Below are 13,433 nucleotides of genomic sequence, written 5' to 3'. Positions count from 1 at the left end.
ATATGAGCCCTCGCCACAGCAGTGAACCGTCCCAACCGCTCTCCCGGTTAACCCTGCTTGCAGGAGGCGCGCTGGGCGTCGTTTTTGGTGATATCGGCACCAGCCCGCTCTATACCTTCCGCACGGTGCTGTCGCTCTCTGAGCATGACCCTACGCCCGGCGTCATCCTGGGCCTGCTCTCCCTGATTACCTGGACACTCATCCTGGTAACGTCCATAAAATATGCCGCCTTTGCCATGCGAATTGATAATCATGGCGAGGGGGGCATCATGGCCTTAATGTCGCTTCTGGTGGAGAAAGGCAAAGGCGGGCGCTGGGTGATTTTTTCCGCCCTTATCGGTGCCGCTTTAATTTACGGTGACGGCGCGATAACCCCGGCTATCTCCGTGCTTTCTGCCCTTGAAGGGCTGGAGATGGTCATTCCTGAATCTCAGCCGTACATATTGCCCCTGACGGTGGCGGTCCTGCTGGCGCTGTTTCTTCTTCAGCCTTTTGGTACTGCTCGCATAGGGAAAATATTTGGCCCGGTTATGGCGGTTTGGTTTTTGGCGATTGCTGCGCTGGGCGTGCGGGGGATCGTTCAACACCCGTCGGTATTGCTGGCCCTCAACCCTGCGTACGGCATCGCGTTTTTGTTTTCGAACGGGTACACCAGTTTTCTGGTCCTGGGCGGCGTTTTTCTCTGCGTGACGGGTGCCGAGGCCCTGTATGCAGACATGGGGCATTTTGGCAAAAAGCCCATCTGGCTTGCCTGGTACGGCATCGTCTTTCCTTCGCTGCTGCTCAACTATGCCGGCCAGTCAGCGCTGATTCTGGCCGGTGCCGACAGCAAGCAAAACCTTTTCTACACGCTCTGTCCGCCTGTGCTCCAGGTTCCGCTCATCATTCTTGCCGCGCTGGCGACGATAATCGCCAGTCAGGCGATTATCACCGGCGCTTTTTCCATGACGCGCCAGGCCATACAGCTTGGCTGGTTACCCCGATTACGCATCAAGCAGACGGCGGCGGAAAGCTACGGTCAGATTTATATCGGGATAATCAACTGGCTGCTGATGGGGGTAACCATCGGGCTGGTGGTGTTCTTTAAATCCTCCGATAAGCTCGCCGCCGCGTACGGCATTGCCGTGTCGTTAACCATGCTGATGACCACGGGGCTGCTGTTTGTGGCAATGCGCGAAGTGTGGCGCTGGAGCCTGGCCAGCAGCGCGGTGATTGCCCTCTGCTTCCTGGTGATTGATGCCACCTTCTTATTTGCCAATCTGATTAAGGTCCTGGAGGGCGGCTATATTCCGCTGCTGATGGCCGCAGCGATTTGTACGGTGATGCTGATCTGGCACCGCGGCGTCAAGGCGGTATCCGCATCGGTGGGCGAGAAGGGCGTCAGCGTGGATGCGTTCTTTGCCCAGCTTCAGCAAAAGACGGTGCCAAGAGTGGCTGGCTCCGCCGTCTTTTTGACCCGGACACAGAACAATATTCCGCCGGTCATGCGCTCGCACGTCGCGCGAAACCGGGCGCTACAGCAGGACGTGTTGTCGCTTACCATTGATATTCTGAATGTGCCATACGTGGGGGAAGAACAACGCATCAGGGTAGAGCAGCGGGCGCCGGGCTACTGGCACGGCGTGGCGCAGTATGGCTTTATGGAACATCCGGACATCCCGCGTTTGTTGCAGGGGGTCAGCGAGATTAACGCGCTTTTTGCCACGGACGACGCAACCTGGTATGTCGGGCATGAAACTATTGTGGCAGGCGAGGGTGAGGCAGGTATGGCGGCCTGGCAACGGCACATCTTTGCGTTCATGAAGCGCAACTGTACGCACGTCATTAACCACTATCACCTTCCCAGCGATCGGGTTGTCGAAATCAGCCGACGCGTTGCCGTGTAGATTCTGGCGAAAGCAGAGCTCCTCTGCTTTCGCACCGTTCTATCTCTCAAGGGCCGCGGACAGAACGCTATGCAATAGCACGTTCGCCCCTTTTTCCGACCATTCTGGCAAGATCCTCTCCGCTTCGTTATGGCTGATGCCTTTCACGCAGGGGATAAAGATCATGCTGGCGGGCGCCATTTTGCTGACATAGCAGGCGTCGTGTCCCGCACCGGAGACCATTGGTTTCGACGAATAGCCCAGCTCCGTCACGGCCTTCTCCGTACGAGCGAGGCATTCGGCATCAAACGCGATGGGCGCGTAGTCAAAAATGCGCTCAACGAGAGCCGACACGCCGCGCAGGCTCAGGCTTTCAGCCACCTTATGCAGCGCCGCTTCCATGGCTTCCAGAGCCGCCTGCGCCGGATGGCGAAACTCCACGCTGCATTCAACACGAGACGGCACGACGTTGCGCGAGTTTGGCGTAACCTTCGCCATACCGATCGTCGCGCGTCCGTCCGGCGCATGCCGATAGCCAATCTCTTCCACTTTCAATGCAAGCTCAGCGAAGGCGGTCAGCGCGTCACGGCGGCTGTGCATCGGCGTCGTGCCCGCGTGAGCGGCGAATCCGTCCAGCGTCAGGGTAAACCAGCGCTGGCCCATTGCCGCGCGGACGAGCCCGATATCCAGGGCTTCGTCTTCCAGGATCGGGCCCTGTTCGATGTGCAGCTCGTAGCAGGCGTGAACGGGAAACGCACGGGCAGGGGTTTCACCCCGGTAGCCAATGCTCTCCAGCGCTTCGCCCACGGTGATACCGTTGCTATCCGCGCGGGCGTGGGCGTACGCTTCGCTAAACTGCCCCGTCCAGACCCCTGAAGCGAGCATGGCTGGCGCAAATCGCGCGCCTTCTTCGTTGGTCCAGTTAACCAGCACGATGTCACGCTCCGTCTCAACGTGATGGTCATTGAGGGTACGCAGCAGCTCCAGCCCGGCCAGCACGCCGTAAACCCCGTCGTAGTTACCGCCCAGCGGCTGGGTATCCACATGTGAACCCGTCATGACCGGGGCAAGCTGCGGGTTTTTCCCCGCGCGGCGGATAAACATGTTGCCCATGCTGTCGACATCGCAGGTAAAACCGGCGTCCAGTGCCCAGTCGCGCAGCAGATTACGCGCAACACGATCTTCCTCGCTCAATGCCAGACGGGTCACGCCACCGGCGGGCGTGCCGCCGATCTGCGCCATCATCTCAAGCGTTGACCACAGCCGTTCGGCGTTGACGCGGATCATGGCTTGTCCTTGCTGCTGCGGTAGCGGAAATCACAGCACGCACCGCCCTGCATGATGGTGGTGGTGCGGGTTAGCTCAACGTCCGGCGCATAGCCAACGATGAATTTTTCATCCCGCGCGCAGGAGAGCAGATGACCAATCTCGCCCAGCCCCATTTCGTGGTACATCTCCGCGTAGCGGCAGCGGGTCACGTTGTAGTTGTACTGCTGGTCGTCGGCGTCGATCACCTTCACGTCAAGCGCGTTATCTTTTTCCCACAGATACTGCAGGGCGATGAAGCTCTTTACGTCCGTGCCGTTGGGTTCTTTGCTGGCAAACGCTTTACCAGCGTCAATCGCGGCCTGCTCAATGGCCTCGCCAATCACCGCCTGGGCGCGGGCTTTCCCTATCTCGCGCACCAGGATTTCATAAATTGGCTTAATAATTTCGGCTTCAATTTTGCGGCGGGCGAGAATGCCCAGCTCGTTATTATCACTCATCACATTGCCTCGCTGCGTTACTTCGCTTTTGCGCCGCCCAGCACGGTCTGCGGCTGCCATTTTCCGTCGACCACCTTGTAGACCGTGAACGACGGCGATTTCAGGTTGCCCTCTTTATCAAACGCGATCTGTCCGGTGACGCCGGAATAGCTGATGGCGCGCAGGGCGGGCAGATAGTCGGACGGCTCAACGGAGTTTGCTTTTTCCATTGCCGCAACCAGCACGCGCGTGGCGTCATAGGCGAACGGGGCGTGCAGTTCGATATGGGTGTGGTAGCGGGACTGATAGGCCTGCTCAAACGCTTTGCCGCCCGGCATCTGGTCAACGGGCAGACCCGGCTCCAGCGCGACCACGCCTTCGCCTTCTTTCTGCGCCAGCTTCAGGAACGTCTGGCTGACGAATCCGCCTGCGCCCATCAGCGTGGCGTTCATGCCCAGCTGTTTGATGCGACGCGCCAGCGGTGCGGCCTGGCTGTCGACGCCGCCGAAGAAGATCAGATCGGCGTTTTTACTGCGGATGGCGGTCAGTACGGCGCTGAAATCGACCGTTTTGTCATCCACGTACTGACGATCGACAATTTTCACGCCCTGCGCTTCAAGCGATTTAATAAACTGGTCTGCAAGCCCCTGACCAAATGCGGTACGGTCGTCGATCACCGCAATGCGTTTGGCTTTCAGGGTATTCACCGCGTACTGACCGGCAAGCTGACCGCCGTCATCGTCATGTCCCATCACGCGGAAGCTGGTATCAAAACCTTGTTGCGTATAGGCGTGACCGGTCGCGACCGGTGCAACCTGGGCGATGCCCGCATCGTGATAAATGCGCGCCGCAGGAATGCTGGTACCGGTGTTCCAGTGGCCGACCACGCCCGCCACGCCGCTGTCCACCAGACGCTGCGCCACGGCCACGGCGGTGCGCGGGTCGGACTGATCGTCTTCGGACTGCAGTTTGAAGGTTACCGCTTTGCCGCCGATGGTCGGGTGCTGCTTGTTAATGTCGTCAATGGCCAGCTGCGCGCCGTTCTCCAGATCCTTACCGATACGGGCAGACGGGCCGGTGAGCGGGCCTGCCAGACCGATAACCACGGTTTCACCGTCGACTGCCCAAGCGGCCGTCGAGGCAAAACTGCCGAGGAGGATAGCGGCGCTGAGCGCACTGATTTTTACTGTTTTCATTGTTTTTCCCTGATGTTGACTGGTGTTGTTAAACAGGCATTTCGCCCAAATAAATCTGTGCAATCTGGTCATCATTGAGCAGCGCTTTCGATTCGCCGTGATGGACGATGCTGCCGCTGTCCATCACCCACGCGCTGTCGGTGACTTCCAGCGCGAGACGGGCGTTTTGTTCGATAAGCAGCAGGGCAACGCCGCGTTCGCGCAGCCCGGCGATAACGGCAAAAATGTTCTCGACCATCTTCGGGGCAAGGCCCATCGACGGCTCGTCGAGGATCAGCAGCCGCGGGCGGCTGAGCAGGGCGCGGTTAAGGGCAAGCAGCTGTTGCTCGCCACCGGACAGCAGCCCGGCAAGCTGATGCTGGCGCTCGCCCAGGCGCGGGAAGCGCTCGAAGATCTCGTTCATCTCGCGCCTGACGGTGACAGTGTCACGCCTGAGCCAGGCACCCATCTGCAGGTTTTCCAGCACCGTCATTCGGGAGAAGATCCCCCGTCCTTCCGGGACCATCACCAGTCCGTCACGGAGCAGGGTTTCGGGCCTGTGCTTACGCACCGCTTTACCGTTGAATTCAATACGGCCGCTAAAGTTTTCCAGCCCGGTAATGGCGCGCACGGTGGAGCTTTTCCCCGCGCCGTTCGCGCCGATCAGCGTAGCCTGTTCGCCCTCGTGCAGGGTAAAGGAGACATCGCGTACGGCCTGAATGCCGCCGTAATGCACGTCCACACGTTCCACCTTCAGTAATTCAGACATGGGCGTTGCCTCCAAGCCAGGCGGCGATCACTGCCGGGTCGCGACGCACGCTCTCCGGCGTGCCGCTGGCTAGCGTTTTGCCGTAATCAAGCACCGTCAGGCGATCGCAGATGCCCATCACCAGCTTGACGTCATGTTCAATCATCAGCAGGGTTTTGCCGTCATCGCGCAGTCGGATAAGCAGCTCGCCGAGCGCCACTTTTTCCGCTGCGTTCATCCCGGCGGCGGGTTCGTCCAGCGCCAGCAGCAGCGGTTCCGTTGCCAGCGCGCGGGCAATCTCCAGACGGCGCTGATGACCATAGGCCAGATCGCAGGCGCGGTAGTGGGCGAACTTCGCAATGCCGGTGTACTCCAGCCAGTGCCAGGCCAGTTCTCGAGTCTGTTTCTCTTCTTCGCGAGCGCGTTTGTGACGGCTCAGCGCGGCCCACAGGCCGTTACGGGTGCGCACGTGGCGGCCCACCATCACGTTTTCCAGCACCGACATGTCGTTAAAGAGGCGCACATTCTGGAAGGTGCGTGCGATCCCGGCGGCGGTGACTTTCTCAATGTGCTTTGGGAAATAGGGCTTGTCGGCAATTGAAAATTCACCGCTGTCCGCCGGATAAAGCCCGGTGATCAGGTTAAAACAGGTGGTTTTTCCCGCCCCGTTAGGACCAATCAGGCCGTAGATCTCGCCCTTGTTCACGGCGATCGAAACGTCATCCACGGCGGTAAGCCCGCCGAAGCGTTTGGACATGTTGCGTACGGTTAACAGACTCATGTATTCACCTCCTTGTGGCGTACCGGCCAGATCCCGGCAGGACGCACCAGCATGACCAGCACCAGCGCCAGGCCGTAGAACAGCTGACGCAGCACTTCCGGGTCAATCAGTACCGTACCGAACAGCGCCTGCTGAACCGGGGCTGCCTGACTGCGCAGCAGTTCCGGCAGGGCGGTAAGCAGTATCGCGCCGAGGATCACGCCCGGAATATGTCCCATCCCGCCCAGCACCACCATCGCCAGCACGGCAATGGATTCCTGTAACGTGAAGGATTCCGGGGAGACAAAGCCCTGGAACGCGCCGAACAGGGCTCCCGCCACGCCGCCAAAAGAGGCTCCCATCGCAAAGGCCAGCAGCTTATAGTTACGCACGTTGATGCCCATCGCGCGAGCCACATCCTCATCTTCACGGATGGCGTGCCAGGCGCGACCAATACGGGAATGCTGCAGGCGCAGGCAGACAAAAATAATCGCCACAATCACCAGCATCAGCAGGTAGTACCACAGCCACAGCGCGGGCACTTTGAAACCTAACCAGTGATATACGCCGCTAAACTTCAGGCCGAACAGATTCAGCGTATCCACCCCGGTAATGCCCTTCGCACCGTTGGTAATGTTCACCGGACGGTCGAGGTTGCGCATCAGGATGCGGATGATTTCGCCAAAGCCGAGGGTCACTATCGCCAGGTAGTCCCCGCGCAGCTTCAGCGTGGGAGCACCCAGTAAAATGCCGCAGACAGCAGCGACGAGCGCCGCCAGCGGAATAATCAGCAGATATGAGGTGTGCAGCCCGTCCGGGAACCAGACGTTGAGGATCGGAAACACCTCCAGCAGGTGCGGCGAGGCCATCAGTGCCGCGAGGTAGGCGCCGACCGCGTAAAAGGCGATAAAGCCCATGTCCAGCAGGCCGGTATAGCCCACCACAATATTGAGCCCCAGCGCCAGCATGATGTAGAGCAGGGCGAAGTCGATAACACGCACCCAGTAGTTGCCGCCAAGCTGCGTGGCCACCACGGGAGCAACCAGCAGCGCGAGGCAGAACAGGACCATGCCTGACCAGAATTTGCGCGTCGCCGCCGGGGTTTGTAGTTGAAGCGTGGTCATTGTTTCCCTCACGCCCTGTGCGCTACGCGCTCGCCCAGCAGGCCTGCCGGACGGAAGACCAGCACCAGAATCAGAACCATGAAGGCAAAGACGTCCTGATAGTTGCTGCCTAAGACGCCATGGGTCAGTTCACCCAGGTAACCTGCGCCCAGCGCTTCGATAATGCCGAGCAGGATCCCGCCAATCATGGCGCCACGAATGTTGCCAATGCCCCCCAGCACGGCGGCGGTAAAGGCTTTGATCCCGGGCAAAAAGCCCATCGAGAAGCTGGCGTTGCCGTAGTTGCTCGCCATCATGACGCCTGCCAGCGCGGCGAACACGCCGCCAATGGCGAACGTCAGGGTAATAATGGCATTGGGGTTAACCCCCATCAGCGTGGCAACGCGCGGGTTTTCCGCCACGGCGCGCATGCCGCGGCCCAGGCGGGTGTATTCAACCAGCAGCCATAGCCCGGTCATCACCGCAAGCGCCAGCGCCACGGTAACAATGCCGGTGACGGTCACAATGGCGGGGGGATGCAGTTCGCTTCCTGACGTCACGGCGATCGGTTCCATGGGCAGGATCTGCGGGAACATCAGGGGGTTGCGCGTCCAGATGATCATCGCCACGGTTTGCAGCAGGACCGAGACGCCGATACCCGAGATAAGCGGTGCCAGGCGCGGGGCGTTGCGCAGTCGACGATAGGCAAAGCGCTCCACGGCCATTGCCAGCAGGGCGCAAACGGCCATGGCAACCGCCAGGGCTACGCCAAGCTGCAACAGCAGCGGCATGTGTGGAAAGGTGGTATTCAGGGCGTTAATGGCGGAGAGCGTGGTGAGCGCACCGACCATCAGAATATCGCCGTGAGCAAAGTTAATAATGCGCAAGATGCCATACACCATGGTATAGCCCAGCGCGATCAGCGCGTAAATGCTGCCCAGCATCACACCGTTGATCAGTTGTTGTATGAGTGTATCCAACGTCTGTTCCCGCAAAGTCTTTTTTCTGCGGCTACCATCCAATAAATGAATTTAATTGTAAAATACACATATATTATTTCTTATGATAAACCGGCATTTCTTTATCTTTATGATTTATATAAAGATAATGCAATCGTATTTTCAGGTGAAAAGTCTAAAGAAATCAACATATGAATAAAACAGAACAATTGTCAGCTTTGTCTGCGTATGCAGACAGCCGTCTGGCAAACGATCCGCCGCTTCGGGCCGTCCGTGCCTTTGAGGCCATCGCCCGGCTGGGCAGCGTCACGCTGGCCGCGCAGGAACTGGATATCTCACCGTCGGCGGTCAGTCATCAGCTCAAGGTCCTCGAAGGGTATCTGCAAATGCCGCTGACGGAACGTCAGGGGCGCAGGCTGGTGCTGAGCCAGCACGGACGTGAATATTACCGCTCGATCCGTGCGGCGTTTAACGTGCTGCGCCAGGCAACGGAGCATCTGGCCGAGCAGGCACAAACGCGTCAGGTCACCATCAGCCTGATCCCGCTTTTTGGCATGGGGTGGTTTATCCCGCGTCTGCCTGATTTTATGCGTGCCAACCCGCAGACCGAGATCAACGTTGTGTATGCCAACCATCGTAACTATCTGAGCGATGCGTCGGATATGTCGATTCGTTTTGGTAACGGCCAGTGGGCGGGCTATCAGAGCGAAAAGCTGATTTCCGGACAGATGGTGCCGGTGTGCAGCCGCGCGTTTTTGCGCATTCATGGCCATATCGATACGCCTGAGCAACTGCTGCAAATGCCGCTGCTGCATGATGAGGAGCGCACCAGCTGGCCGCAGTGGTTTCAGTTGCAGGGGGTAAAACGGTCTCTGCGGCGCAGCGGCCCTTTGTTTGAAGACGGACTGTTGACGCTGGCGGGCGTACAGGCCGGGCTGGGCTGCGCGCTGATGCGCGAGCCGCTGATCGCGCCTTATCTTGAGAGCGGCGAGCTGGTTAAGATATTTGACTTACCCATTGACGACGGGCGCGACTATTATCTCTGCACGCGTGCCGATTCAGAGATGACCGAGGACGGTAAGCTGCTGCAAAACTGGCTTCGTCGTGCTGCAGGCGTTGAACCGCTTACGGCGTAAGCAGGCACTGCTTATCCAGAGCTTCAATTTCCGAACCGCTGTAGCGCGCGTATTGCCCGGTCAGGCCAAAAAACGCGGGCTGGGTTTCGGTGTAGATTTCCGCGGCGAGCACCAGCCGGCGTCGCTCATCTTCGCCCATCTCAAGCAGCGTCCAGGGAATGAAATAGCGCGACGTGGAGGTCAGTTTGAACCACAGCGGGCAGCCGCAGCCGGGACAGAACCAGCGTTCACCGCGCGCCGATGACGCGAAATGAGAAGGGGCGATAGAGTCTTGCTCAAGAAGCGGTTCGCCCTGCGGCTCAAGATACATGGCAATGCCGCCCGACCACTTCTGGCATTGGGTGCAGTGACATGCGTATACGTCAAAATTATTGAGGCTCACGCTGAACTGACTCATTCCGCACAAGCAGCGTCCTTTGAATATGTGCATGGCGTACTCCTTGTTGACGCCAGAAATCCGTATAAAAAAAGCCAGCCGCATGGGCTGGCCTTTTATCGTGACAAATCTTAGAACTGGTAGGTCAGGCCTACAGCTACGATGTTGTCGGTAGCAACGCCAGTTGCTTTGGTGAAGCTGTTGTCGTCAACCAGGTTGATTTTGTAATCAACATAGGTAGACATGTTTTTGTTGAAGTAGTAGCTCGCGCCAACGTCAACGTATTCAACCAGATCCTGGTCGCCGTATGAACCCAGGTCTTTACCTTTGGATTTCAGGTAAGCGATGGATGGACGCAGGCCGAAGTCGAACTGGTACTGAGCAACAACTTCGAAGTTCTGAGCTTTGTTCGCGATATAACCGTCACCGAAGTTGGTCATGTTGCGGGTTTCAGAGTAGGTGGTTGCCAGATAGATGTTGTTCGCATCGTATTTCAGGCCAGCAGCCCATACTTCTGCGTTCTCACCGCCAGCGTTAACGGTGTTAGCGACGCGACCTGCAGCAACCTGACGGTCAGTACGGTCAGATTTCGCGTAGGTTGCACCGACACCGAAACCGTCCATTTCATAGGTAGAAGACAGACCCCAGCCGTCACCGTTCGCTTCGGTGATGTCGTTACGGTCGTTTTTACCCTGGTACTGAGCGGCAACGTTCAGACCGTCAACCAGACCGAAGAAGTCGGTGTTACGGTAGGTTGCAACGCCAGTCGTACGGCCAGTCATAAAGCCATCGGTCTGAGTCCAGGTATCACCACCGAACTCTGGCAGAACGTCAGTCCACGCGCCGATGTCGTAAGCAACACCGTAGTTACGACCGTAGTCGAATGAACCGAATTCGTTGAATTTCAGACCCGCGAAGGCCAGACGGGTTTTGTTGCCGTCAGAGCCCTGTGATTCAGAACGGTTGCCTTTGAACTCATATTCCCACTGGCCGTAACCGGAAAGCTGATCGTTGATCTGGGTTTCGCCTTTGAAGCCCAGACGAACGTAAGTTTTATCGCCGTCGTTATCAGTATCATCAGAGAAATAGTGCAGACCTGTTACTTTACCGTACAGATCCAGCTTGTTACCGTCTTTGTTATAAATTTCAGCCGCGTTTACAACGCCTGCTGCCAACATGGAAGTCACTGCCACTGCAACTAATTTAAGTTTCATCTTAAATGTTCCTTATAATTTTCTTTGGTATTTCCTGAGCCACTTTGAACGATTTCTAAACGAGGCTGATCGTCAATGGCATGCTATTTTTAAAAATCTTGTAGTCCTATTTCAATAATAAGTTTCAAATTATTAGCAATAATTTCATTTAGTGTGATCGAGATCGGGTAAATGACGATGAAATAGCGTCAAATGATTAGCATTTAATCAATTAATTGCCGGGTTGATTGCTGTGGATATAGTTTCTTTATGGTTTTATAAAAAGTGGTAATTATCGGTATTTCCGTTCATTTTTGAGGGGTGGATGGTATTTATAGCCGTAATGCCTTGTTTTATAGCTTTAATGCACGGAATTTCCGTTCTGAAGGATAAAATAAACAGAAACATACTATTGCACTTTGTGCTATTAATCCTGTGAGTATTTGGACAGTATTAATCACCCGCCGGTGTCAATTTATGTCAATGCGGGAGGGCCGGAATTTACGAAAGGGGGTGGAATATAAACAGAATCTAAACACGTGCTCTACTGTTCATATGAATATTTTGGCGTGCGCTCACATATTAAATTTATGTTAATTATTTGCTGTCGGGATAAATATTTCTCGACAGCAAAACCGACATTATTGTCTTGTTGCGTACCAGCAGAGCAACGACCCGGCGCAGACCATCAGCGCGCCTTGCCAGAACGAGAATGAGAGGGGCGAACTCAGCACTGCGGCGGCAAGCGCGGCGGAGAGGACAGGGGTAAAATAGGATACGGCAGCGAGTACCGTGACGTTACCGTGAAGGATGCCAATATTCCATGCGGCGTAACCAAACCCAAGCGCAATACCGCACATGACGAGTTTCACTATCACCGGAAGCGTAAACACCATCTCAGGCTGATCGCTCAGGAAATATTTCACCCACAGGCTCAGCGCGGTCAGCAAAACAAACAGCGTGATGCCGTTTTGTCCTTTCGCAAATTTGCTGGTGACCGTGCAGTAGGCGGCCCAGATAAATGCCCCGGCAAACGCCAGCGCGTAGCTCAGCGGGCTGGAAACGATATTGCGGGTTATTTCATCAAGATGTAAACCCTGTTCACCGCCCAATACCCAGCAGACACCCAGCAATGAGACGGCTAAGCCGGGGATCACCCACAGGGTCGATTTCTGCCCGTTGAACAAGATGGCAAACACAATGGTCAGGCTTGGCCAAAGGTAATTGACCATGCCCACTTCTATTGCCTGCGAGCGCGTTGCGGCATAGCCCAGCGACAGCGCCAGGCATATTTCGTAGCTGACAAATAAAACGCTGCCGGCAATAAGATAGCGGGGTGAAAACCGCCTGATATCAGGAAATCCTACCGTCACCAGACACAGTAATCCGCTGAGGGTGTAAATCATCGCCGCACCGCCTACCGGGCCCAGTCCCTCACTCACGCTGCGAATAAGGCCGACCATGGTGCTCCATAACAGTATTGCCGCCAGCCCAATAAGCGTTGCTCTTTTTCTGTCCATTACTTCGCCATTGTAATAACAATCAAAGGAAAAATGTATCGCATTCATCCTGACGCTGTCGCCAATTATTCTCTTAAACCGTTAATCAAAAAGGAGTATTTAAAGGTTCCGGGGGGGACTATTAAGGGGGGGAAGGCAGATGACCTTGATTTGACGCAAAAAAATTAGGGGCTTTGCTGTTAGTTTGCGGCGCGAAGTCTTTTCAGATAACGAGGACAACAATGGACGTCAGCCGCAGACAATTTTTTAAAATCTGCGCGGGCGGTATGGCCGGAACAACGGCAGCCATGCTGGGATTTGCTCCCAAAATGGCGCTGGCACAGGCACGCAACTATAAGCTGCTGCGCGCAAAAGAGATCCGTAACACCTGCACATACTGCTCCGTAGGTTGTGGGCTTTTAATGTATAGCCTGGGCGATGGCGCGAAGAACGCCAGAGAAGCGATTTACCATATTGAAGGGGATCCGGATCATCCGGTAAGCCGCGGCGCACTTTGCCCGAAAGGGGCGGGGCTGCTGGACTATGTACACAGCGAAAACCGCCTGCGCTACCCGGAATACCGCGCACCGGGTTCTGATAAATGGCAGCGTATCTCCTGGGATGAGGCCTTCTCCCGTATTGCCAAATTAATGAAAGCCGACCGCGACGCTAACTTTATTGAAAAGAACGCCCAGGGCGTAACGGTTAACCGCTGGTTATCCACCGGTATGCTGTGCGCCTCGGCGGCGAGTAATGAAACCGGCATGCTGACGCAAAAATTTGTGCGCTCTCTCGGCATGCTGGCGGTAGACAACCAGGCGCGCGTCTGACACGGACCAACGGTAGCAAGTCTTGCTCCAACATTTGGTCGCGG

At 56.5% G+C, this 13,433-nt stretch carries 12 protein-coding genes and 1 pseudogene; 3 read left to right on the top strand and 10 right to left on the bottom strand.

Going from position 1 to position 13,433, the window contains the following annotated elements; all coding sequences use genetic code 11:
• Positions 1–2: 2 nt before the first annotated feature.
• Positions 3–1,886 (top strand): potassium transporter Kup, encoded by a 1,884-nt coding sequence (locus ADJ24_RS01150; RefSeq protein WP_048701880.1) that lies wholly within the window; start codon positions 3–5, stop codon positions 1,884–1,886.
• Between the two features lie 39 nt (positions 1,887–1,925).
• On the opposite strand, the gene ADJ24_RS01145 is transcribed toward ADJ24_RS01150, so the two are convergent.
• From ADJ24_RS01145 to ADJ24_RS01115, 7 genes are read right to left on the bottom strand one after another with little or no spacing between them, the layout of a single operon-like run.
• A complete protein-coding gene (locus ADJ24_RS01145; protein WP_023311949.1) occupies positions 1,926–3,152 on the bottom strand; it encodes a Zn-dependent hydrolase in 1,227 nt (408 codons plus the stop codon).
• Positions 3,149–3,631, bottom strand: a complete 483-nt coding sequence (locus ADJ24_RS01140; RefSeq protein WP_023311948.1) for an L-2-amino-thiazoline-4-carboxylic acid hydrolase — start codon at positions 3,629–3,631, stop codon at positions 3,149–3,151. The genes ADJ24_RS01145 and ADJ24_RS01140 overlap by 4 nt, the downstream gene beginning before the upstream one ends.
• Before the next feature lie 17 nt (positions 3,632–3,648).
• Positions 3,649–4,806 carry a branched-chain amino acid ABC transporter substrate-binding protein gene (locus ADJ24_RS01135; RefSeq protein WP_023311947.1) on the bottom strand — a complete coding sequence of 386 codons (1,158 nt, stop codon included), beginning with the start codon at positions 4,804–4,806 and terminating at the stop codon, positions 3,649–3,651.
• 28 nt (positions 4,807–4,834) lie between these two features.
• Positions 4,835–5,554: an ABC transporter ATP-binding protein gene (locus ADJ24_RS01130; RefSeq protein WP_023311946.1), complete on the bottom strand. Its 720-nt coding sequence runs from the start codon at positions 5,552–5,554 to the stop codon at positions 4,835–4,837.
• Positions 5,547–6,314 carry an ABC transporter ATP-binding protein gene (locus ADJ24_RS01125; RefSeq protein ID WP_023311945.1) on the bottom strand — a complete coding sequence of 256 codons (768 nt, stop codon included), beginning with the start codon at positions 6,312–6,314 and terminating at the stop codon, positions 5,547–5,549. The genes ADJ24_RS01130 and ADJ24_RS01125 overlap by 8 nt, the downstream gene beginning before the upstream one ends.
• A complete protein-coding gene (locus tag ADJ24_RS01120) occupies positions 6,311–7,417 on the bottom strand; it encodes a branched-chain amino acid ABC transporter permease (RefSeq protein WP_023311944.1) in 1,107 nt (368 codons plus the stop codon). The genes ADJ24_RS01125 and ADJ24_RS01120 overlap by 4 nt, the downstream gene beginning before the upstream one ends.
• Positions 7,418–7,425: 8 nt before the next feature.
• Positions 7,426–8,376, bottom strand: coding sequence for a branched-chain amino acid ABC transporter permease (locus ADJ24_RS01115; RefSeq protein WP_023311943.1), 951 nt, complete (start codon positions 8,374–8,376; stop codon positions 7,426–7,428).
• A gap of 170 nt (positions 8,377–8,546) precedes the next feature.
• On the opposite strand from ADJ24_RS01115, the gene ADJ24_RS01110 reads away from it, so the two are divergent.
• Positions 8,547–9,491 (top strand): LysR substrate-binding domain-containing protein, encoded by a 945-nt coding sequence (locus ADJ24_RS01110; protein WP_023311942.1) that lies wholly within the window; start codon positions 8,547–8,549, stop codon positions 9,489–9,491.
• Here the strand turns inward: ADJ24_RS01110 and ADJ24_RS01105 are convergent.
• From ADJ24_RS01105 to yddG, 3 genes are all read right to left on the bottom strand, one after another.
• The gene (locus tag ADJ24_RS01105) at positions 9,481–9,921 is read right to left on the bottom strand and encodes a GFA family protein (protein ID WP_023311941.1); all 441 of its coding nucleotides are present in this window, start codon (positions 9,919–9,921) and stop codon (positions 9,481–9,483) included. The two genes, ADJ24_RS01110 and ADJ24_RS01105, sit on opposite strands and share 11 nt — an antisense overlap.
• Before the next feature lie 77 nt (positions 9,922–9,998).
• Positions 9,999–11,081, bottom strand: coding sequence for a porin OmpC (ompC, locus tag ADJ24_RS01100; protein WP_023311940.1), 1,083 nt, complete (start codon positions 11,079–11,081; stop codon positions 9,999–10,001).
• 620 nt (positions 11,082–11,701) lie between these two features.
• A complete protein-coding gene (gene yddG / locus ADJ24_RS01095; RefSeq protein WP_023311939.1) occupies positions 11,702–12,580 on the bottom strand; it encodes an aromatic amino acid DMT transporter YddG in 879 nt (292 codons plus the stop codon).
• A 221-nt stretch (positions 12,581–12,801) separates the two neighbouring features.
• On the opposite strand from yddG, the pseudogene ADJ24_RS01090 reads away from it, so the two are divergent.
• Positions 12,802–13,386, top strand: a pseudogene (locus tag ADJ24_RS01090) (molybdopterin-dependent oxidoreductase); the annotation flags it as partial.
• Between the last annotated feature and the right edge of the window lie 47 nt (positions 13,387–13,433).

It is taken from the genome of Enterobacter sp. 940_PEND (assembly GCF_001059415.1).
GTDB classification, from domain to species: Bacteria; Pseudomonadota; Gammaproteobacteria; order Enterobacterales; family Enterobacteriaceae; genus Enterobacter; species Enterobacter cloacae_M.
This window is presented reverse-complemented; position numbering and strand designations above follow the sequence as displayed.